The organism is Pseudomonas oryzihabitans (assembly GCF_024652905.1).
In the GTDB taxonomy this organism is placed as follows: domain Bacteria; phylum Pseudomonadota; class Gammaproteobacteria; order Pseudomonadales; family Pseudomonadaceae; genus Chryseomonas; species Chryseomonas benzopyrenica.
On record NZ_CP102428.1, the window covers coordinates 3,099,177 to 3,119,426 of the forward strand.

At 65.9% G+C, this 20,250-nt stretch carries 18 protein-coding genes and 1 riboswitch; of the genes, 12 read left to right on the forward strand and 6 right to left on the reverse strand.

The window, feature by feature from the left end; all coding sequences use genetic code 11:
• Positions 1 to 74: 74 nt before the first annotated feature.
• The 5 genes from dusB to NRG74_RS14345 all read left to right on the forward strand — a co-directional run bounded on the left by dusB (position 75) and on the right by NRG74_RS14345 (position 7,283).
• Positions 75 to 1,067, forward strand: coding sequence for a tRNA dihydrouridine synthase DusB (gene dusB, locus NRG74_RS14325; protein WP_257704634.1), 993 nt, complete (start codon positions 75 to 77; stop codon positions 1,065 to 1,067).
• Positions 1,064 to 1,381 (forward strand): DNA-binding transcriptional regulator Fis, encoded by a 318-nt coding sequence (gene fis, locus NRG74_RS14330; protein WP_026083845.1) that lies wholly within the window; start codon positions 1,064 to 1,066, stop codon positions 1,379 to 1,381. Before dusB ends, fis begins: the two co-directional genes overlap by 4 nt.
• Positions 1,382 to 1,447: 66 nt before the next feature.
• Positions 1,448 to 3,040: a bifunctional phosphoribosylaminoimidazolecarboxamide formyltransferase/IMP cyclohydrolase gene (gene purH, locus NRG74_RS14335; protein ID WP_231356879.1), complete on the forward strand. Its 1,593-nt coding sequence runs from the start codon at positions 1,448 to 1,450 to the stop codon at positions 3,038 to 3,040.
• A 90-nt stretch (positions 3,041 to 3,130) separates the two neighbouring features.
• Positions 3,131 to 4,414, forward strand: coding sequence for a phosphoribosylamine--glycine ligase (gene purD / locus NRG74_RS14340; protein WP_257704635.1), 1,284 nt, complete (start codon positions 3,131 to 3,133; stop codon positions 4,412 to 4,414).
• 94 nt (positions 4,415 to 4,508) lie between these two features.
• Complete coding sequence (locus NRG74_RS14345; protein ID WP_257704636.1) at positions 4,509 to 7,283, forward strand: hybrid sensor histidine kinase/response regulator; 2,775 nt, start codon at positions 4,509 to 4,511, stop codon at positions 7,281 to 7,283.
• On the opposite strand, the gene NRG74_RS14350 is transcribed toward NRG74_RS14345, so the two are convergent.
• Entirely contained in the window at positions 7,267 to 7,662 is a 396-nt protein-coding gene (locus NRG74_RS14350) for an acyl-CoA thioesterase (protein WP_017641065.1), read from the reverse strand. The two genes, NRG74_RS14345 and NRG74_RS14350, sit on opposite strands and share 17 nt — an antisense overlap.
• A 151-nt stretch (positions 7,663 to 7,813) precedes the next feature.
• A riboswitch (S-adenosyl-L-homocysteine riboswitch) is annotated at positions 7,814 to 7,955 on the forward strand.
• Between the two features lie 22 nt (positions 7,956 to 7,977).
• Here NRG74_RS14350 and ahcY point away from each other — a divergent pair.
• The 3 genes from ahcY to NRG74_RS14365 all read left to right on the forward strand — a co-directional run bounded on the left by ahcY (position 7,978) and on the right by NRG74_RS14365 (position 12,335).
• The gene (gene ahcY / locus NRG74_RS14355; protein WP_017641066.1) at positions 7,978 to 9,384 is read left to right on the forward strand and encodes an adenosylhomocysteinase; all 1,407 of its coding nucleotides are present in this window, start codon (positions 7,978 to 7,980) and stop codon (positions 9,382 to 9,384) included.
• A gap of 52 nt (positions 9,385 to 9,436) precedes the next feature.
• Positions 9,437 to 10,273: a methylenetetrahydrofolate reductase [NAD(P)H] gene (metF, locus tag NRG74_RS14360; protein WP_017641067.1), complete on the forward strand. Its 837-nt coding sequence runs from the start codon at positions 9,437 to 9,439 to the stop codon at positions 10,271 to 10,273.
• Between the two features lie 184 nt (positions 10,274 to 10,457).
• Positions 10,458 to 12,335, forward strand: coding sequence for a DEAD/DEAH box helicase (locus tag NRG74_RS14365; protein WP_017641068.1), 1,878 nt, complete (start codon positions 10,458 to 10,460; stop codon positions 12,333 to 12,335).
• Positions 12,336 to 12,413: 78 nt separating this feature from the next.
• Here NRG74_RS14365 and NRG74_RS14370 read toward each other — a convergent pair whose 3' ends face one another.
• The 3 genes from NRG74_RS14370 to NRG74_RS14380 form a co-directional block, all read right to left on the reverse strand.
• Positions 12,414 to 12,701, reverse strand: a complete 288-nt coding sequence (locus NRG74_RS14370) for a PA4642 family protein (protein WP_017641069.1) — start codon at positions 12,699 to 12,701, stop codon at positions 12,414 to 12,416.
• Positions 12,702 to 12,817: 116 nt separating this feature from the next.
• On the reverse strand, positions 12,818 to 13,288 hold the full coding sequence (locus NRG74_RS14375) for a WbuC family cupin fold metalloprotein (protein ID WP_173150299.1): 471 nt from the start codon (positions 13,286 to 13,288) through the stop codon (positions 12,818 to 12,820).
• Positions 13,285 to 13,839: a hypoxanthine-guanine phosphoribosyltransferase gene (locus tag NRG74_RS14380; protein WP_017641071.1), complete on the reverse strand. Its 555-nt coding sequence runs from the start codon at positions 13,837 to 13,839 to the stop codon at positions 13,285 to 13,287. The genes NRG74_RS14375 and NRG74_RS14380 overlap by 4 nt, the downstream gene beginning before the upstream one ends.
• Positions 13,840 to 14,094: 255 nt before the next feature.
• On the opposite strand from NRG74_RS14380, the gene upp reads away from it, so the two are divergent.
• Together upp and NRG74_RS14390 are read left to right on the forward strand one after the other, a co-directional pair.
• Positions 14,095 to 14,733 (forward strand): uracil phosphoribosyltransferase, encoded by a 639-nt coding sequence (upp, locus tag NRG74_RS14385; protein WP_017641072.1) that lies wholly within the window; start codon positions 14,095 to 14,097, stop codon positions 14,731 to 14,733.
• Positions 14,734 to 14,783: 50 nt separating this feature from the next.
• Complete coding sequence (locus NRG74_RS14390) at positions 14,784 to 16,001, forward strand: uracil-xanthine permease family protein (protein ID WP_231357085.1); 1,218 nt, start codon at positions 14,784 to 14,786, stop codon at positions 15,999 to 16,001.
• Positions 16,002 to 16,020: 19 nt separating this feature from the next.
• Here the strand turns inward: NRG74_RS14390 and NRG74_RS14395 are convergent, their stop codons facing one another.
• Positions 16,021 to 17,076: a ferrochelatase gene (locus NRG74_RS14395; RefSeq protein ID WP_257704637.1), complete on the reverse strand. Its 1,056-nt coding sequence runs from the start codon at positions 17,074 to 17,076 to the stop codon at positions 16,021 to 16,023.
• Positions 17,073 to 17,981 (reverse strand): TIGR01777 family oxidoreductase, encoded by a 909-nt coding sequence (locus NRG74_RS14400; protein ID WP_068385000.1) that lies wholly within the window; start codon positions 17,979 to 17,981, stop codon positions 17,073 to 17,075. Before NRG74_RS14400 ends, NRG74_RS14395 begins: the two co-directional genes overlap by 4 nt.
• Before the next feature lie 176 nt (positions 17,982 to 18,157).
• Here NRG74_RS14400 and NRG74_RS14405 point away from each other — a divergent pair, with 176 nt between their 5' ends.
• Both NRG74_RS14405 and NRG74_RS14410 read left to right on the forward strand, forming a co-directional pair.
• Positions 18,158 to 19,144, forward strand: coding sequence for an NAD(P)/FAD-dependent oxidoreductase (locus tag NRG74_RS14405; RefSeq protein ID WP_068385003.1), 987 nt, complete (start codon positions 18,158 to 18,160; stop codon positions 19,142 to 19,144).
• A gap of 125 nt (positions 19,145 to 19,269) precedes the next feature.
• Positions 19,270 to 20,241 carry a YbgA family protein gene (locus tag NRG74_RS14410; protein ID WP_257704638.1) on the forward strand — a complete coding sequence of 324 codons (972 nt, stop codon included), beginning with the start codon at positions 19,270 to 19,272 and terminating at the stop codon, positions 20,239 to 20,241.
• The last annotated feature ends 9 nt before the right edge of the window (positions 20,242 to 20,250 follow it).

The following is a 20,250-nucleotide window of genomic DNA, read 5'->3' on the forward strand; positions in this document are numbered from 1 at the left end:
AAGCACAGCAGCCCCTGTCCGCGGCCGGTTTCCGGCGCAGGCGGAACAGGCGCCTATTCGCCAGGGAAAAAGATATGTCGATGGTACGCATCGGCCCTTATACCTTGCCCAATCCGCTGATTCTCGCGCCCATGGCCGGGGTCACCGACCTGCCCTTCCGGCGCCTGTGCCTGGCACTCGGCGCCGGCATGGCCGTGTCGGAAATGGTGACCAGTGACGTGCGGCTCTATGACAGCCGCAAGTCGCGGCTGCGCCTGATCCACGCCAGCGAGCAGGAACCGCGTTCGGTGCAGATCGCCGGCGGCGATCCGGCGATGCTGGCCGAAGCGGCCCAGCGCAATGTCGAACTGGGTGCCCAGATCATCGACATCAACATGGGCTGCCCGGCGAAAAAGGTCTGCAACAAGGCCGCCGGCTCCGCGCTGATGAAGGACGAGGCCTTGGTGGCCGAGATCCTCGCCGCCGTGGTGGCGGCAGTGGACGTGCCCGTGACCCTGAAGATCCGCACCGGCTGGAATCCCGACAATCGCAACGGCCTGCGCATCGCGCAGCTGGCCGAGGCGGCCGGCATCCAGGCCCTGGCCGTGCATGGCCGCACCCGTGACGACCGGTTTCTCGGCGCCGCCGAGTACGACACCATCGCCGCCATCAAGCAGGCGGTCGGCATCCCGGTGTTCGCCAATGGCGACATCGACAGCCCGGAAAAGGCCCGCAAGGTGCTCGAACACACCGGCTGCGACGGCCTGTTGATCGGCCGCGCCGCCCAGGGTCGGCCCTGGATCTTCCGCGAGATCGCCCACTACCTGGCGACCGGTGAACACCTGGCGGCGCCCAGCGCTGCCGAGGTGGAGGCCATCCTGCTGGAGCACCTCGACGCCCTGCACGCCTTCTACGGCCCGGAAATGGGCGTGCGCATCGCCCGCAAGCACGTCGGCTGGTACCTGGCCGACCGGCCGGGCGCCGCGGAATCGCGCGCCCAGTTCAACCGACTGCAAGACACCCAAGCCCAGCACGCCAGCATTCGCGCGTTCTTCGCGCAGCCCCCGACCGGGAAGCAGGTGGCATGAATTCGATGACCGAGACTTTGACTGGAACAGCGCCCGTGAGTGACAACGGCGACCTCAAGCAGCACCTGACCGCTCCCCTGCAGGAAGGCCAGACGCTGCGCGACAGCGTGGAAAAGGCGCTGCGCAATTACTTCGCCCACCTCGATGGGCAGCCGGTGACCGACGTCTACAACATGGTGCTCTGCGAAGTGGAAGCACCCCTGCTCGAAAGCGTGATGAATTACGTCAAGGGCAACCAGACCAAGGCGTCGGAGATGCTCGGGCTTAATCGCGGCACCCTGCGCAAGAAGCTCAAGCAGTACGACCTGCTCTGATCTGCCTCCTCGCCGGCGGCCCAGGGGGCTTGACCGGCGGTCTTCTTCCTCCTGATGGACATGACCATGACCGACCAGACCTCTCGCCTCCCCGTCCGCCGTGCGCTGATCAGCGTGTCCGACAAGACGGGCGTCGTCGACTTCGCCCGTGAACTCGCGGCCATCGGCGTGGAAATCCTGTCCACCGGCGGCACTTACAAGCTGCTGCGCGATGAAGGCATCCCAGCGGTGGAAGTCGCCGACTACACCGGCTTCCCGGAGATGATGGACGGTCGCGTCAAGACCCTGCATCCCAAGATCCACGGCGGCATCCTCGGTCGTCGTGGCGTCGACCACGAAGTGATGAGCGAACACGGCATCCGTCCGATCGACCTGGTCGCGGTCAATCTCTACCCCTTCGCCGCCACCGTGGCCAAGCCCGGCTGCAGCCTGGCCGACGCCATCGAGAACATCGACATCGGCGGGCCGACCATGGTCCGCAGCGCGGCCAAGAACCACAAGGACGTCGCCATCGTGGTCAATGCCAGCGACTACGCGGCCATCCTCGACGACCTCAAGGCCGGCGGCCTGACCTATGCCCAGCGCTTCGACCTGGCGCTCAAGGCCTTCGAGCACACCGCCGCCTACGACGGCATGATCGCCAACTACCTGGGCAGCATCGACCAGCAGGCCGAGACCCTGTCCACCGCAGGCCGCGCCGCCTTCCCGCGCACCTTCAGCGCCCAGTTCATCAAGGCGCAGGACATGAGATACGGCGAGAACCCGCACCAGCAGGCCGCCTTCTATGTCGAGCACGCCAGCGAAGCCTGCGTGGCCACCGCCACCCAGTTGCAGGGCAAGGAACTGTCCTTCAACAACGTCGCCGACACCGACGCCGCCCTGGAAACCGTGAAGAGCTACGACGCGCCGGCCTGCGTCATCGTCAAGCACGCCAACCCCTGCGGCGTGGCCGTGGCCGGCGACATCCGCCAGGCCTATGAACTGGCCTATGCCACTGACAGCGAGTCGGCCTTTGGCGGCATCATCGCCTTCAACCGCGAGCTGGACGCCGAGACCGCCCGCGCCATCGTCGAACGCCAGTTCGTCGAGGTGATCATCGCCCCGCGCGTCAGCGCCGAGGCCCGCGAGGTGGTGGCGGCCAAGGCCAACGTCCGCCTGCTGGAGTGCGGCGAATGGCCCGCCGAGCGCAAGCCCGGCCTGGACCTCAAGCGCGTCAACGGTGGTCTGCTGGTGCAGAGCCGCGACATCGCCATGATCACCGCCGACGACCTCAAGGTGGTGACCCAGCGCGCGCCCAGCGAGCAGGAGCTGCAGGACCTGATCTTCGCCTGGAAGGTGGCCAAATTCGTCAAATCCAATGCCATCGTCTACGCCAAGGGCCAGCAGACCGTGGGTATCGGTGCCGGCCAGATGAGCCGCGTCAACTCGGCACGCATCGCCGCCATCAAGGCCGAACACGCCGGTCTGGCCGTGGCCGGGGCGGTCATGGCCTCGGACGCCTTCTTCCCCTTCCGTGACGGCATCGACAACGCCGCGGCCAATGGCATCACCGCGGTGATCCAGCCGGGCGGCTCCATGCGCGACGCCGAAGTCATCGCCGCCGCCGACGAAGCCGGTATCGCCATGGTCTTCACCGGCATGCGCCACTTCCGTCACTAAGGCCCGCTCCGCCGAAGGCATCGGGCCTTCGGCGTCGACTCCATCGTCAACGGCGGATGGCCACATGCAGTCCGCCCAGAGGAAAGCTTCATGAACGTACTCATCATCGGCAGCGGCGGTCGCGAACACGCCTTGGCCTGGAAGGTCGCCCAGGACACGCGGGTCACCAAGGTCTACGTCGCCCCCGGCAACGCCGGCACCGCCACCGAGGCCAAGTGCGAGAACGTCGCCCTCGACGTCCTGGCCCTGGACCAGTTGGCCGACTTCGCCGCCGCTAACGTCGAGCTGACCATCGTCGGTCCCGAGGCGCCGCTGGTGGCCGGGGTGGTCGATCTGTTCCGCCGCCGCGGCCTGCCCTGCTTCGGCCCCACCGCCGGCGCGGCCCAGCTGGAAGGCTCCAAGGCCTTCACCAAGGACTTCCTGGCCCGGCACCAGATCCCCACCGCCGCCTATGCCAACTTCACCGAGGTGGAGCCGGCCCTGGCCTATCTGCGCGAGCAGGGTGCGCCCATCGTGATCAAGGCCGATGGCCTGGCCGCCGGCAAGGGCGTGATCGTCGCCATGACCCTGGCCGAAGCCGAGGACGCCGTGCGTGACATGCTTTCCGGCAACGCCTTCGGCGATGCCGGGGCGCGGGTGGTGATCGAGGAATTCCTCGACGGCGAGGAAGCCAGCTTCATCGTCATGGTCGACGGCAAGAACGTGCTGCCCATGGCCACCAGCCAGGACCACAAGCGCGTCGGCGACGGCGACAGCGGCCCCAACACTGGCGGCATGGGCGCCTACTCCCCGGCGCCGGTGGTGACCCCCGAGGTCCACGCCCGGGTCATGCGCGAAATCATCGAACCCACCGTGGCCGGCATGGCCCGCGAAGGCAATGTCTACACCGGCTTTCTCTACGCCGGTCTGATGATCGACCAGAGCGGTGCGCCCAAGGTCATCGAATTCAACTGCCGTTTCGGCGATCCCGAGACCCAACCGGTGATGCTGCGCCTGCAGTCCAGCTTGGTGCTGCTGGTGGAAGCCGCCCTGGCCGAGGCCCTCGACAAGATCGAAGCCTGCTGGGATCCGCGCCCGAGCCTGGGCATCGTCCTGGCCGCTGGCGGCTACCCAGGCGACTACGCCAAGGGTGATGCCATCGCCGGTCTCGAAGCTGCCGCGGCCCTGCCGGGCAAGGTGTTCCACGCCGGCACCAGCCTGCGCGACGGTCAGGTCGTGACGGCCGGCGGTCGGGTGCTGTGCGCCACGGCCCTGGGCGAAACGGTCTCCGCCGCCCAGCAGAACGCTTCTGTGCTAGCCCGGGAAATCTCCTGGAAGGGCTGCTTCTACCGCAGCGACATCGGCTACCGCGCCATCGCTCGCGAGCGACAGTGAAGCTCGCCCAAGGGATCAGCCTGTTACACTGTTACGTCAACAGACGTGACTAGCTGATCTATACTCGACGTCCGCATTCGCGAAGGGAACTCTCGTGCACCGGCTCTGGATCGCCATAGGCTTTGTGATCAGCTGGCTGCTGTTGCTGCTGGTGGCCAATTCCGTACAGGCCGAGAACACGCCGGATGCGGGCTGGGCGCAGTATGAGGACGTCACCGGCGAATTCTCGCTCGACGACGTCCGCGACCGCCTGTCCGCCTTCAAGCCACTGACCGCCGCCAAGGCCCACCGCCCCGCCGGCACCGGCGCGCTCTGGCTGCACACCCGTATCCAGCCCGATACCCAACAGCGTCTGCTGCGCATCATTTCCCCCAATGTGGGCTATCTCGACTTCTTCGCCTACCGCGACGATCAACTGCTCAGCGAGATCCGCGATGGCCTGTCGCGACCGCTGCTCAATCCGCAACAGCTCAGTCGCGACTTCGTCTTTCCGATTCCGCACAGCGATGAGCCGCTCGACCTCTTCCTGAGATTCGAATCGCCCCAGCCGCTGCGGATCGCCCTGACCCTGAGCAGCAGTGCCGAAGCCGAGGTCACCCACCGCCTGGTGATGTTCGGCGTACTGCTGGGTTGCCTGGCCATGCTGGCGCTGTACAACGGCGTCCAGCTGCTCTATCACCGCAGTCGTGCCACCAGCGCCCTGACCCTGCTGCTGGTGATGCTGGTGGGCGTGGCGCTGAACCTGTTCGGCTTGAGCAAGTTCCTACTCGGCAGCTTCAAGGGCCAGGCGCCCTTGCTGACCGATCTGTCGGTGCTGGCCTGCAGCGCCGCCGGGCTGAATCTGATCGGCGCCTTCTTTGGCTGGCGGCGCCTGCCACCCTGGATGCGTCAGCTGGTCAGAGTCCTGCTGGCCGTGGTCGGCCTGGCCGCGGTGGGTCGCATCGCCGCCGGCGATATCTACGTCGGCGACTGGTTGATGGCCGTCAACGGCCTGGCCCTGCTCGCCTGCCTGGGCATCGCCGTGGAGCGCTGGCACCAGGGCGCCCGCTATGCCCGCCTGCTGGTGGTGAGCTGCGCCCTGCTGGCCCTGGCCGGGCTGATCGCGCTGCCGATCCTGGCCGGCTATGCCAACCCCCCGGTGTGGATGGGCCGCGGCCTGATCGCCAGCTGCATGTTCAGCGGCATCCTGCTCACCCTGGCCCTGGAGGAGCGCCGTCGCTACCTGCGCGAAGAGCACTTCACCCGTACCCGTGATCGCGTGGCCAACCATGCGGAGCTCAAGGGCAAGGCCGAATTCCTCTCGCGCATCAGCCACGAGATCCGCACCCCCATGAACGGCGTGCTGGGCATGACCGAATTGCTGCAGGGCACCGCCCTGTCGGCCAAGCAGCGCGACTATGTGCAGACCATTCACAGCGCCGGCGCCGAGCTGCTCAACTTGATCAACGAGATCATCGACATCACCCGCCTGGAAAGCGGCCAGATCGAACTGGAAGAGGTCACCTTCGACCTCAATGCCCTGCTCGACGACTGCCTGGACATCTTCCGGCCCCGCGCCGAGGAACACCGCGTCGAATTGCTCAGCTTCATCCAGCCCCAGGTACCCCGGCGCTTCATCGGCGATCCCACCCGCCTGCGCCAGATCCTGCTCAACCTGCTGGAAAACGCCTTCCAGCGCACCGAAGAAGGCGAGATCCTGCTGGTGATCTCTCTGGAAGAGGCCACCGGCCAGGCGCCGCGCCTGCGCATCTCGGTGCAGGACAGCGGCACCCCGCTGGACGCGGCGCTGAGTCGCCAGCTGCTGTCCACCCACCTCAACAGCCGCGACTTCCTCACCGGCGATACCGACAGCCTGGATTTCGGCCTGATCATCGCTCGCCAGCTGGTGCTGTTGATGCAGGGCGACTTCGGCATCCAGAACAACGCCGAGGGGGGGTCGAGCTTCTGGATCAGCCTGCCCATCCCGGCCCAGGCCCTGGTGCTGTCGCGCGGCGACAGCGACTATCCGCTGCAGGACGTGCGGGTGCTGGTGGTCGATGACAACGAACTGTGCCGCAAGGTCCTGCAGCAGCAGTGCAGCGCCTGGGGCATGCAGGCGGTCACCGCCGCCTCTGGGCGCGAGGCCCTGGCCCTGCTGCGCACCCAGTCGCACCTGCGGGAATACTTCGACGTGGTGCTGCTCGATCAGCAGATGCCGGGCATGACCGGCATGCAGCTCGCCGCGCGCATCAACGAAGACGAGAATCTCAACCACGACCTGCTGCTGATCATGCTCACCGGCCTGAGCAATGCGCCGAGCAAGGTCATCGCCCGCAACGCCGGCATCAAGCGGGTGCTGGCCAAGCCGGTGGCCGGCTATACCCTCAGGGCCACTCTGGCCGACGAGCTGTCGCGCCGCGGCCAGCGGGTCAGCGAACCCGAGCCCCAGGAACAGCCCAGCGGCATTCCCAGCGACTTCCGCGTGCTGGTGGCCGAGGACAACAGCATCTCGGTCAAGGTGATCCGCGGCATGCTCAAGAAACTCGGGGTCGAACCTGACACCGTGAGCAACGGCCTGGAGGCCTTCGAAAAGCTCCAGCAGAACACCTATGACCTCATCCTGATGGACTGCGAGATGCCCTTGCTGGACGGCTTCGGCGCCACCCGCCGGCTACGCGCCTGGGAACAGCAGAATCACCGCTCGCGCACCCCGGTGGTGGCCCTGACCGCCCATATCCTCGCCGAGCACAAGGATCGCGCCCAGGAGGCCGGCATGGACGGCCACATGGGCAAACCGATCGAACTCTCCCAGCTGCGCGAACTGCTGCTCTACTGGGCCGAGCGGCGCCGACTGGACGTGACCCGTGGGGGGCTCAGGGCGAGTCCTTGAACCTGTCCTCGACATAGGTGATCCGGGTTTTGCCGTGGGGCACCGGATTGCCTTCCTCGTCCAGGTTGACGAAGACGATCTTGTCGATGGTGAGGATGCTCTTGCGGGTGATCTTGTTGCGCACCTCGCATCTCAGGGTGATTGAGGTCCGGCCGAACTCGGTGGCGGTGATGCCCAGTTCGATGATGTCGCCCTGACGCGAGGCGCTGATGAAATTGATCTCCGAGATGTACTTGGTCACCACCTTGGGATTTTCCAGCTGCACGATGGCGTAGATCGCCGCCTCCTCGTCGATCCACTTGAGCAGGCTGCCGCCGAACAGGGTGCCATTGGCGTTGAGGTCTTCGGGTTTCACCCACTTGCGGGTATGGAAGTTCATCAGGGCTCCTTGAATTTCCGGGGGGTTTGAGCATCAGATCGGGGTGCGCGCGGTAGATTCCGCCGGACCTGAGGCAGAGCGCCACCCTTTGGGTTTATCGCGATCCTCGTTATACTGCCCGCGCATCGCGGCCACCAGGCCGCTCCGCCTTCCGTTCGAGGGGCGCTGCAGCACGCTGCGTTATCCCATCCTAGCCGACCCGCCGCTGGCGCGGACCCTCGGCGGGCATGACGCCAGACGTTGTCAGGCTCGAGCGGAGCGTTATCAGAACGCATCAACGGCGCCCATTCGCACCTAACGAATGGAGACTCTTCAATGAGCGCTGTCCTCACGCCTGCCGCTTTCAACGATTTCAAGGTCGCCGACATCTCCCTGGCCGACTGGGGTCGTCGCGAAGTCATCATCGCCGAATCGGAAATGCCCGCCCTGATGGGTCTGCGGCGCAAGTACGCCGGTGAACAACCCCTGGCCGGCGCCAAGATCCTCGGCTGCATCCACATGACCATCCAGACCGCCGTGCTCATCGAGACCCTGGTGGCCCTGGGCGCCGAAGTGCGCTGGTCCAGCTGCAACATCTTCTCCACCCAGGACCAGGCCGCCGCCGCCATCGCCGCCGCCGGCATCCCGGTGTTCGCCTGGAAGGGCGAGACCGAAGCCGAATACGAGTGGTGCATCGAGCAGACCATCCTCAAGGATGGCCAGCCCTGGGACGCCAACATGGTGCTGGACGACGGCGGTGACCTGACCCAGATCCTGCACGACAAGTACCCCCAGGTGCTGGAACGCGTGCACGGCATCACCGAAGAGACCACCACCGGCGTGCACCGCCTGCTGGACATGCTCAAGGACGGCTCCCTCAAGGTCCCGGCGATCAACGTCAACGACTCGGTCACCAAGAGCAAGAACGACAACAAGTACGGCTGCCGCCACAGCCTCAACGACGCCATCAAGCGTGCCACCGACCACCTGCTGTCCGGCAAGCAGGCGCTGGTGATCGGCTACGGCGACGTGGGCAAGGGTTCGGCTGCCTCGCTGCGTCAGGAAGGCATGATCGTCAAGGTCTCGGAAGTTGACCCGATCTGCGCCATGCAGGCCTGCATGGACGGCTACGAGCTGGTCTCGCCCTATGTCGACGGCCTGAACGACGGCACCGAAGCCTCCGTGGATCGCGCCCTGCTGGGCAAGATCGACCTGATCGTCACCACCACCGGCAACGTCAACGTCTGTGACGCCAACATGCTCAAGGCACTGAAGAAGCGTGCCCTGGTGTGCAACATCGGTCACTTCGACAACGAGATCGACACCGCCTTCATGCGCCAGCACTGGGGCTGGGAAGAGGTGAAGCCGCAGGTGCACAAGATCCACCGCACCGGCCTGACCGTCGATCCGACCAACGACGACTACCTGATCCTGCTGGCCGAAGGCCGTCTGGTGAACCTGGGCAATGCCACCGGCCATCCCAGCCGCATCATGGACGGTTCCTTCGCCAACCAGGTGCTGGCGCAGATCCACCTGTACCAGGAGAAGTTCGCCGACCTGCCGGTCGCCGAGAAGACCGCCAACGTCACCGTCATGGTCCTGCCCAAGAAGCTCGACGAAGAGGTGGCGCTGGAAATGGTCAAGGGCTTCGGTGGCGTGGTGACCCGCCTGACCGAGGCTCAGGCCAAGTACATCGGCGTGACCCAGGAAGGCCCCTTCAAGCCCGACAGCTACCGTTACTGATGGCCAAGCCTCCCGCTCCCCGGAGCGGGAGGCTGCTCACGAGAGAGACGCCGTGAAACCCAGTCTGAGTTTCGAATTCTTTCCCTGCAAGACCGAAGCGGGCCACGAGAAGCTGATCGCCACGGCGCGGCAGCTGGCTGGCCACGGGCCGGAGTTCTTTTCCTGCACCTACGGCGCCGGCGGTTCCACCCGCGACGGCACCTATCGCACCGTGCGCCAGCTCAACGACGAGGTCGGGGTACCGACCGCGCCGCACCTGTCCTGCGTCGGCGACAGCAAGGCCAAGCTGCGCGAGTTGCTGCAGCAGTACCAGGAAGCCGGCATCAACCGCATCGTCGCCCTGCGCGGCGACCTGCCGTCCGGCATGGGCCTGTCTGGCGGTGGCGAATTGCGCTATGCCAGCGATCTGGTCGCCTTCATCCGCGAGGAGACCGGCGATCACTTCCATATCGAAGTCGCCGCCTATCCGGAAACCCATCCGCAGGCGCGCAGCTTTACGGACGACGTGCGCAATTTCGTGTACAAGATGGAGGCCGGTGCTGACCGCGCGGTCACCCAGTACTTCTTCAACGCCGACTGCTACTTCCATTTTGTGGAACGTGTCCGCAAACTGGGAGTCGAAGCCCCGGTGATCCCTGGCATCATGCCGATCACCAACTACAGCAAGTTGGCACGCTTCTCCGATGCCTGTGGCGCTGAACTGCCACGCTGGCTGCGGAAGCAACTGGAAGCCTACGGTGACGATACCCAGAGCATCCAGGCCTTTGGCGAAGAAGTCATGACCGCCCTCTGCGAGCGACTGCTCGAAGGCGGGGCACCTGGTGTGCACTTCTACACCCTGAACCAAGCGGAGCCGTGTATCGCCATCTGGCGAAACCTCGGTTTTTGAAGTCGGCCAGGCGAACTGGCGGCGACTTCGCCCAATCGTGATTACCGCTACCGGTCATCGCCCGACTCTTCATCCAGCGCAGGATGATGAGGGTGGGCGAGACGTCCGAAACCTTTCGGACATCAACCGGCAGCGCAACCGCGCCCCCACGTCGGCGGGACGCCGACAGAGACAGGAACCCCGCATGTCCTTCATTTCCCTCGGTCTCTCCGAGGCCCTTGCCCGCGCCGTGGAAGACGCTGGCTACACAAATCCCACGCCTGTTCAGCAACGCGCCATTCCGGCCGTCCTGCAGGGTCGCGATCTGATGGTGGCTGCCCAGACCGGCACCGGCAAGACCGGCGGCTTCGCGCTGCCGGTGCTCGAGCGCCTGTTCCCCAACGGTCATCCCGATGGTCACCACTATGTGGCCAAGCAGCCCCGCGTGCTGGTACTGACGCCGACCCGCGAACTGGCGGCTCAGGTGCACGACAGCTTCAAGGTCTATGCCCGCGACCTGCCCATGCGCAGCGCCTGCGTCTTCGGTGGCGTCGGCCTCAAGCCGCAGGTCACCGCCCTGGCCAAGGGTGTCGATGTCCTCGTCGCCTGCCCGGGTCGGCTGCTGGACCTCGCCGGCCAGCAAAGCGTCGATCTGTCCGCCGTCGAGGTGTTGGTGCTGGACGAAGCCGACCGCATGCTCGACATGGGCTTCATCCATGACGTGAAGAAGGTCCTGGCCCGCCTGCCGGCGCAGCGCCAGAATCTGCTGTTCTCGGCCACCTTCTCCAAGGACATCACCGACCTCGCCGGCAAGTTGCTGCAGGATCCCGAGCGGATCGAGGTCACCCCGCCGAACACCACCGTCGAGCGCATCGAACAGCGGCTGTTCCGCATTCCGGCCAACCAGAAGCGCGCCCTGCTCGCCCACCTGATCACCCTGGGTGCCTGGGAACAGGTGCTGGTGTTCACCCGCACCAAGCACGGCGCCAACCGTCTCGCCGAATACCTGAACAAGCATGGCCTGCCGGCCGCGCCGATCCATGGCAACAAGAGCCAGAATGCCCGCACCAAGGCCCTGGCCGACTTCAAGAGCAACGAGGTTCGCGTCCTCGTCGCCACCGACATCGCCGCCCGCGGCCTGGACATCGACCAGTTGCCCCACGTGGTCAACTTCGAGCTGCCCAATGTCGAGGAAGACTATGTGCACCGCATCGGCCGTACCGGCCGGGCCGGTCGCAGTGGCGAAGCCATCTCGCTGGTGGCGCCGGACGAAGAGAAGCTGCTCAAGGCCATCGAGCGCCTGACCAAGCAGAGCATTCCGGATGGCGACATGCAGGGCTTCGATCCGCAGTCCGTGCCGCCCGAGCAGCCGGAAGTGCGCGCCCCGCGCGAACCCCGTGGCAAGCCGCAGCAGAATCGTCAGAAGAAGGCCGACAAGCCGGCGCGCAGCGAAGGCAAAGGCCAGAATCAGGGCCAGAACCAGGGCAAGGCCGCCGGTAGCGAGCAGTCCGGCGCCCAGCCCCAGGGCGAGCGTAAGGGTCGTTCCCGCAATCGTCGCGACCGCCGCGATCGCGATGACGCCGGTCAGGCCAATGCGCAACCCGGCCAGGCCGTTGTGCAGCAGCCGCGCAATCGTGATCCGGAAGAATTTCTGGATGACGCCTACGACAACTTCGGCAACAGCGTCGACTACGTGAGCCCCTACCAGGGCAAGGGCCGCAAGGGTCCGCGCAGTGGCAACGGCGGCAACGCGCCGCGCGCCGCCACGACCGGCGGCCAGGGTCAGCCCCGTCAGGGTCAGGGCCAGGGCGCTGCCCGCGGTCCGCGCAGCCAGCAACAGCAGCAGCCCGGCAAGCGTCGTGGTCAGAACGGCCAGCCCCGTGCCGCCCGGCCCTATGAAGCCGCGCCCAGCGAGCCACGCGCCTATGCCACGGAAGAGCGGGCGTCGAACAAGCCGCAGCCGAAGATCGTGCACAAGCCGTCGCGTGCCGATCGCCTGCCGACCCTGGAGCAGCTGGAAGAGATGCCAAGCCGGCCGCGCAGCGAGAAGCCCGCGCTGCTGACCCGCAACCGCGACGCCTGATGGCCGACGGGCCGCTCAGGCGGCCCGTTCACCAGGCAAAAAAAACGCCGCCATGGCGGGGTTTTTTTATGCGGCCATTTAGGCGTGGGCGGCGCGCAGGGCGTCAATGTAGGGCTCGGCCTGACGATGGCTGCGGATCAGTTCGATGAAGTCCTCGCCCTGGTCGTTGCGGGCATCCAGGTCGTAGCCGGCCTCGACGAAGAAGCCGACGAAGCGCTCGAAATCGTCCGGACGCAGGCCGCGATAGGCCTTGACCAGCTTGTGCAGAGACGCGGGGGTATCGTCCGCCGGTTCGACATCGAGGAACAGCCTGATCTGCTCGTCGCTGATCGCTTCACCGATGACCTGCTTTTTATCCTTGCGCATCCTTTGGCTACCTGTGCTGGGGGATTCTTTGGAGAAAAGGAGGACCGATTCTAACCCTGCCCCTCGCCTGCCCGCCAGTGACAAACCGTGGTGATACCGCGACCCTGGTCGAAAGTTCAATCGAATTGAGCGCGCATCCAGCTGCGATAGCGCTTGGCGTCGGGTGCACCCTCCAGCGGGGCCCAGGCCGGTCGTTCACCCTCGCCCAGCGGCACGAAGGGCCCGGCCTTGCATTCGAAGAACAGGCAGTCGCCGTCCAGGGCCACCAGCGCATGGTAGTGCCCGGGGGCGAGATCGACGCCCGGGCAACCGGCGCGCTGGGACAATTCGCGGCGCACCAGCACCTGCCCCTCGTCGCTGAAGGTCAGCAGCCCCAGCCGGCCCTGCAGCACCAGCAGACTCTCGGCCTTACGCGGATCCAGATGGCGGTGGGGCGGTATGTAGCTGTCTTCGCACATCCCCACCACCAGGCGATGGCAGGGCTCATCCATGCTGTGCAGGTTGTGATGGGCGCGCCGTCGCGGGCTGGCCGCCGCCTGCCGGAGCAGGTCGGCGAACAGCGCCTGATCGAACAGCCGCGCGGTCACAGCCCCTTCACGGCATAGATGCCGGGTGCGTTGCGCCAGTAGCCCTTGTAGTCCATGCCGTAGCCGAAGATGTAGCGATCGATGCAGGGCAGGCCGACGTAGGTGGCCTCCAGGCCCTTGACCTTGCGGTCGTGGGTCTTGTCGATCAACACGGCGGTATGGACCTCGCGAGCACCGGCGTGGCGGCAGAAGTCGATGATGGCCTTGAGGGTGTGGCCCTCGTCGAAGATGTCGTCGACGATCAGCACGTCGCGATCGATGAAGGACACCTCGGGCTTGGCCTTCCAGAACAGCTCGCCGCCGGTGGTCTCGTTGCGATAGCGGGTAGCGTGCAGATAGGACATCTCCAGCGGAAAATTCAGCCGGGTGGCCAGCTTGCCGGTCAGGATCAAGCCGCCGTTCATGACGCAGAAGACCACCGGATTACGCTCGGCGAGATCGGCGGTGATGGATGCGGCGAGCCGGTCGATGGCCGCTTCGACCTGGGCTTCGTCATACAGGCAGTCGGCTTCCTGCATGACCTGGCGGATGTGGGCGAGATCGGCGGACATGGGGCTTCTCCGGGGGACGGGGCGCCGGCCTGATGGTTGGCGCGGATAAAAGGCGGCAAAGGTACAGACACCGCGGACCGATCTCAAGCGCCGCCAGGCGGCTACTATTGTCGCAGGGTACTGCCCACCTCGAGTCGGATGCTTTAATGTACCGCGGTTTTTTTGTGCGCCTGCCCTTCCTGCGGCAGGCCTTCGGGCCGCCGGTCGTACCGAAACCGTCCTCGATCCGCTGCCCTACCGTCTCTGGAGAATCCCATGCCCGTTCACGAAATCCGCCATCCGCTCATCCGTCACAAGCTCGGCCTGATGCGGCGCGCCGACATCAGCACCAAGAACTTTCGCGAACTGGCCCAGGAAGTCGGCGCCCTGCTCACCTACGAGGCGACCAAAGACCTGCCGGTGGAAGAGGTGGACATCGAGGGCTGGTGCGGCACCGTCAAGGTGGAAAAGATCTCCGGCAAGAAGGTCACCGTGGTGCCCATCCTGCGCGCCGGCATCGGCATGCTCGACGGCGTGCTCAGCCTGATCCCCAGCGCCCGGGTCAGCGTGGTCGGCCTCGCCCGCAACGAATCCACCCTGCAGGCCCACACCTACCTGGAAAAGCTGGTGGGTGAACTGGACCAGCGGATGGCCATGATCATCGATCCCATGCTGGCCACCGGCGGCTCCATGATCGCCACCATCGACCTGCTGAAGAAGGCCGGGGCCAAGGAAATCCGCGCCTTGGTGCTGGTGGCGGCGCCCGAAGGCATCGCCGCGGTCGAGGAAGCCCATCCGGACGTGCGCCTCTACACCGCCTCCATCGACGAGCGCCTCAACGAGCACGGCTACATCCTGCCGGGGCTGGGCGATGCCGGTGACAAGATCTTCGGCACCAAGCAGAAGGACGCCTGAGCGTGACCGCGCGGGAACCGCTCTGGCGGGAGATCGTGGTGGGCGCCCAGATGCTCTTCGTGGCCTTTGGCGCCCTGGTGCTGATGCCGCTGATCACCGGCATGGACCCCAATGTGGCCCTCTTCACCGCAGGCTTCGGCACCCTGCTGTTCCATCTGGTCACCGGCCGCCAGGTACCGGTGTTCCTGGCATCGAGCTTCGCCTTCATCGCCCCGATCATCGCCGCCAAGGCGGAATTCGGCCTGCCGGCGGTACTGGGCGGGGTAGTGGCGGCCGGCTTTGTCTACACCTTCCTCGGCCTGGCGGTGAAGGTGCGCGGCGTGGGCTTCATCGACCGCCTGCTGCCGCCGGTGGTGATCGCCCCGGTGATCATCTCCATCGGCCTGGGTCTGTCGCCGGTGGCGGCCAACATGGCCATGGGCAAGGCTGGTGACGGCAGCGCCCAGCTGGTGCCCTATGCCACGGCGATGCTGATCTCCATGCCGGCGCTGGTCACCACCCTGCTGGTGGCCATCTACGGCAAGGGCATGTTCCGCCTGGTGCCCATTCTGGCGGGCGTCTTCGTCGGCTACGCGCTGGCCTTCGTCTTCGGCATCGTCCATACCGAGGGGATAGCCGCCGCGCCCTGGCTGGCGATCCCGGCCTTCGTCGCGCCGGAATTCCACTGGGGCGCCATCCTGTTCATGGTGCCGGTGGCCCTGGCGCCGGCCATCGAGCATGTCGGCGGGGTGATCGCGGTGGGCGGAGTGACCGGCAAGAACTACCTCAAGCAGCCCGGTCTGCACCGCACCCTGCTGGGCGATGGCCTGGCCACCTCCTCCGCCGGGCTGTTCGGCGGGCCGCCCAACACCACCTACGCCGAGGTGACCGGCGCGGTGATGCTGACCAAGAACCACAATCCGCGGGTCATGCTGTGGGCGGCGGGCTTCGCCATGGTGCTGGCGTTCGTCGGCAAGTTCGGCGCGGCGCTGCAGACCATCCCGGTGCCGGTCATGGGCGGCATCCTCTGCCTGCTGTTCGGCTCCATCGCGGTGGTGGGCCTGAACATCTTGATCCGCCATCAGGTGGACCTGTCCGAGGCGCGCAACCTGGTGATCGTCTCGGTGACCCTGGTGTTCGGCATCGGCGGCATCGTCTTCGGCAACGGCGAGATCGGCCTCAAGGGCATCTCCCTCTGCGGCCTGATCGCCATCGGCCTCAACCTGGTCCTGCCCGGGCACAACGCCTGGAAGAAGGATGCCGAACCGCCAGAGCGTCCGCTGCTCTGACGGCCAGCCCAGGATGCCGTTACGCCGGCATCCTGGGTTGTTCGATGGGCTGCGGCGGCAGTTCCGCCACCTCTTCGCACAGTTCCACCAGCGCCCGGGCCCAGGCCGGGTCGTCGTTGACGCAGGGAATCAGCACCAGCTCCCGGCCACCGGCTTCGATGAACTGCTCGCGCCCACGATCACCGATCTCTTCCAGCGTCTCGATGCAGTCGGCGACAAAGGCCGGGCACATCACCAGCAGGCGCTTGACCCCGGCCTTGGCCAGCTCGTCCAGCCGTGCCTCGGTATAGGGCTCGATCCACTTGTCCTTGCCCAGCCGCGACTGGAAGGACACCGACCACTTGCCAGTGGGAATGCCCAGGCGCTTGGCCACCAGCTCGGCGGTACGCTGGCACTGGCTGCGGTAGCAGACGGCCAGCGTCTTGGCGGTGACCTTGCTGCTGTCGGGTGCGCGCAGGTCGTGGCTGCGATCCTTGACCAGCTTGCGGATGTGCCGCTCGGGCAGGCCATGGAAGGACAGCAGCAGGTGGTCGTAGGGCTCCTCGAGATAGGGCTCGACGCTGGCCGCCAGCGCCGCCTGGTACTCCGGGCGATCGTAGAACGGCGGCAGGATCTTCAGCGTCAGTGGCAGCTGGTGGGCCTCGATCACCCGCCGCGCCTCGACGATGGCGGTGGTGGTGGTGCTGTCGGCGAATTGCGGATAGAGCGGCGCATAGGTCACCTCGCGGATGCCCTGGCTGGCCAGGCGCTTGAGCACCGACTCCACCGAGGGCTCGCCGTATCTCATGCACAACTCCACCGGACCATGGCGCCAGAGGGGCCGCACGGCCTCCTGCAGCCGGCGGCTGAGCACGATCAGCGGTGAGCCATCGTCCCACCAGATCGACTCATAGGCCTCGGCCGAAGCCGCTGGCCGCTTGATCAGCACCAGGGACACCAGCAGCCGACGCAGTGGCCAGGGCAGATCGACCACATAGGGGTCCATCAGGAACTGGTTCAGATAGCGCTTCACGTCGGGGACGTGGGGCGAATCGGGCGAACCCAGGTTGGCGAGCAGCAGAGCGTTGGTAGTCATCGTGAATCCTTGGCGGCGAGCAGGTCGGCCAGGGCCGCATCCAGCTCGGGATAGCGAAAGACATAGCCGGCAGCGAGCAGACGCTCGGGCCGGGCGCGCTGACCACCCAGCAAGAGGATGGACAGCTCTCCCATCAGGCGCAGGGCGAAGGCGGGAATCAGCAATCGCGCCGGGCGCCGCAAGGCCCGTCCTAGCGCCTCGGTGAAGTCCCGGTTGCGCACTGGCTCGGGGGCACAGAGATTATAAGGACCCTGGGCGTCGCTGCGGTTGAGAAGAAAATCGATGGCCCCGATTTGATCCTGTAAATGAATCCAGGGCATCCATTGGCGTCCGTTGCCCAGGCGCGCGCCCAGGCCGAAGCGGAACGGCGGCAACAGGCGCAACAGGAAGCCATCGTCGGCGGCCAGCACCAGGCCGGTGCGCAGGTTGACCACGCGGATACCCAGTTGCTCGGCCTCGTTGGCGATCTGCTCCCAGGCCAGGCACAGCTCGCCGGCGAAGTCGGCGCCGGCCAGGCTGTCCGCTTCGCTCACCGGCTTCTCGCCGCTGTCGCCATAGAAGCCGGTGGCCGAGCCCGACAGCAGCACCGCGGGCTTCTGGCTGCGCCCACGCAGCCATTCGATCAGCCGCTCGGTGGTGCCGATGCGGCTTTGCCAGAGTTCGGCCTTGCGACTGCGGGTCCAGGGCTTGTCGGCGATGGGCGCGCCGGCCAGATTGACCACCGCATCCAGGTGCTCGTCGCCCAGCGCCTCCAATTGAGCGATGCCGCGCACGTCGGGTCCGCACTCACGCGCCACCCGTGCCGGGTCGCGGCTGAGCACGGTGAGTTGGTGCCCGGCGGCCGCCCATTGGCGGCACAGCGCACGGCCGATCAATCCGGTGCCACCTGTCAGCAGGATATGCATGTCGTCACTTCCTTCTCGTATTGCCCTGCCGCCCGGATGCATCTGAACGAAGGGAAGAGGATTGTTTGGTATGGTCGTGGGTCGAAAGATCCAGAACGGTTGCCAGTCGTAGCCGTAGAGCCCTTGCACGCGCAAACGTTCGACAAGGGCGAATCGTCAGACAAGCGAGGTCCATCATGACTGCCCCCATCGCCATCGTTGGCGCAGGAATAGCCGGACTTGCCGCAGCCCAGACGCTGATTCGCGCCGGGCAGCAGGTCCAGATCTTCGACAAGAGCCGCGGCAGCGGCGGCCGCATGGCCAGCAAGAGAAGCGAAGCTGGGGCCCTGGACCTGGGCGCCCAGTATTTCACCGCTCGCGATCGCCGCTTCATCGACGCCCTCAACGAATGGCGGCGGGCCGGTTGCGCGGCCGAATGGAATCCAGTGCTCTACCAGTATCGCGACGGGCGCCTGAGCCCGTCCCAGGACGAGCAGCCACGCTGGGTCGGGGTACCGCGCATGAGCGCCATCACCCGCCATCTGCTGGGCGACCTGCCGGTCACCTTCGACTGCCGTATCACCGAGGTCTTTCGTGGGGCCCAGCACTGGCACCTGCTGGACGCCAGCGGCGAGACCCACGGCCCTTTCGCCCAGGTCGTCATCGCCATGCCGGCGCCTCAGGCCACGGCGCTGCTCTCCAGCGTGCCCAAGCTGGCGGCCACCGTGGCCGGCGTCAGCATGGAGCCGACCTGGTCGGTGGCCCTGGCCTTCGCCACGCCCCTGCAAACCCCGGTGGAAGGCTGCTTCGTGCAGGACAGCGAACTGGACTGGCTGGCGCGCAATCGCTGCAAGCCCGAACGCGACACCACCCTGGACACCTGGGTACTGCACGCCACCAGCGCCTGGAGCAAGGCGCATCTCGACGCCTCCAAGGAAGAGGTGATCGAACGCCTGCATGGCGCCTTCGCCGAGTTGATCGGCTGCCCGCTGCCGGCGCCGAGCTTTACCCTGGCCCATCGCTGGCTCTATGCGCGACCCGCGCAACCCCACCAATGGGGCGCCCTGGCCGATCCCGACATGGGCGTCTTCGTCTGTGGCGACTGGTGCTCCAGCGGACGCGTGGAAGGTGCCTGGTTGAGTGGTCATGAGGCCGCGCAGCAGCTCCTGGGTAGTCTGGACTAAGCGACGAAGCGCATACCGTCTGTAACCTGAGACGAATCTTTTGCCGAAGCCCCCTGTCGAAAGTTGCACCAAACTTGTACAAAATATAAATCCTTGTACAAGAAAATACACGACAGGGGATCTCCATGCTTGCCAACGCCTCTTCCAGCCTGCCCCGTCCACGCCTCGGCATCAGTGCCTGCCTGCTGGGTGACGAAGTCCGCTACAACGGTGGACACAAGGAATCCCGGCTCTGCAGCCAGACCTTCGCCGAGCATTTCGATATCGTCCGGGTCTGCCCGGAGATGGCCATCGGCCTCGGTACGCCGCGCGAACCCATCCGCCTAGTGGGCGATTCCCAGGCGCCGCGTGCCGTCGGCACCTTGAATCCCAGCCTGGACGTGACCGCCGCCCTGACCGCCTACGGGGAAAAGATGGCGGGCGAGCTCGCCGACCTGTCCGGCTTCATCTTCATGCAGAAGTCGCCCTCTTGCGGCATGGAAAGAGTCAAGGTCTATCACGCCAATGGCCAAGGCAGTGAAACCGACGGCCGCGGTCTGTTCGCCGCCGCCATCATGCGTCTACGCCCGGACCTGCCGGTCGAAGAGGCCGGTCGGCTGAACGATGCGGTACTGCGGGAAAACTTCGTCACCCGGGTTTTCGCCCATGCCCATTGGCAGCAACTGCTGCAACAGGGTCTGACGGCGCGGGCGCTGCTGTCCTATCATTCGCGCTACAAGTACCAGCTCATGGCCCACGATGCCCATCGTGCACGGGCCCTTGGGCAGTTGGTCGGCAGCATCGGTCAGCGCAATCTGGACGAGCTGGGTCAGGAGTATTTCAGCGGCCTGATGGCTGCACTGAAAAAGTGCGCTACCCGTGGTACTCACTGCAATGTGCTCTATCATCTCTTCGGTTATCTGCGCCGGGTCCTGAGCGACAGCGAGAAGCAGGAAATGCAGCAGCTGATCGAGCAGTACCACGAGGGCATCGTCCCCCTGGTCGTGCCCCTGACGCTGCTCAAGCACCACTTCCGCCAGCATCCGGATCGTTATGTGAACGAGCAGGCCTATCTCCAACCGCACCCTGAACGTCTGAGTCTGCGAAATGCCATCTAGCGTCATTCC

Excerpts from the sequence above, each read along its gene's own strand:
- dusB (WP_257704634.1), top strand. The coding sequence starts at position 75 with ATGTCGATGGTACGCATCGGCCCTTATACCTTGCCCAATCCGCTGATT.
- purD (WP_257704635.1), top strand. The coding sequence starts at position 3,131 with ATGAACGTACTCATCATCGGCAGCGGCGGTCGCGAACACGCCTTGGCC.
- NRG74_RS14390 (WP_231357085.1), top strand. The coding sequence starts at position 14,784 with ATGCTCTTCGTGGCCTTTGGCGCCCTGGTGCTGATGCCGCTGATCACC.
- NRG74_RS14400 (WP_068385000.1), bottom strand. The coding sequence starts at position 17,981 with ATGCATATCCTGCTGACAGGTGGCACCGGATTGATCGGCCGTGCGCTG.
- NRG74_RS14350 (WP_017641065.1), bottom strand. The coding sequence starts at position 7,662 with ATGAACTTCCATACCCGCAAGTGGGTGAAACCCGAAGACCTCAACGCC.
- upp (WP_017641072.1), top strand. The coding sequence starts at position 14,095 with ATGCCCGTTCACGAAATCCGCCATCCGCTCATCCGTCACAAGCTCGGC.
- ahcY (WP_017641066.1), top strand. The coding sequence starts at position 7,978 with ATGAGCGCTGTCCTCACGCCTGCCGCTTTCAACGATTTCAAGGTCGCC.
- NRG74_RS14395 (WP_257704637.1), bottom strand. The coding sequence starts at position 17,076 with ATGACTACCAACGCTCTGCTGCTCGCCAACCTGGGTTCGCCCGATTCG.
- NRG74_RS14380 (WP_017641071.1), bottom strand. The coding sequence starts at position 13,839 with ATGTCCGCCGATCTCGCCCACATCCGCCAGGTCATGCAGGAAGCCGAC.
- fis (WP_026083845.1), top strand. The coding sequence starts at position 1,064 with ATGAATTCGATGACCGAGACTTTGACTGGAACAGCGCCCGTGAGTGAC.
- NRG74_RS14365 (WP_017641068.1), top strand. The coding sequence starts at position 10,458 with ATGTCCTTCATTTCCCTCGGTCTCTCCGAGGCCCTTGCCCGCGCCGTG.
- NRG74_RS14405 (WP_068385003.1), top strand. The coding sequence starts at position 18,158 with ATGACTGCCCCCATCGCCATCGTTGGCGCAGGAATAGCCGGACTTGCC.
- NRG74_RS14370 (WP_017641069.1), bottom strand. The coding sequence starts at position 12,701 with ATGCGCAAGGATAAAAAGCAGGTCATCGGTGAAGCGATCAGCGACGAG.
- purH (WP_231356879.1), top strand. The coding sequence starts at position 1,448 with ATGACCGACCAGACCTCTCGCCTCCCCGTCCGCCGTGCGCTGATCAGC.
- NRG74_RS14410 (WP_257704638.1), top strand. The coding sequence starts at position 19,270 with ATGCTTGCCAACGCCTCTTCCAGCCTGCCCCGTCCACGCCTCGGCATC.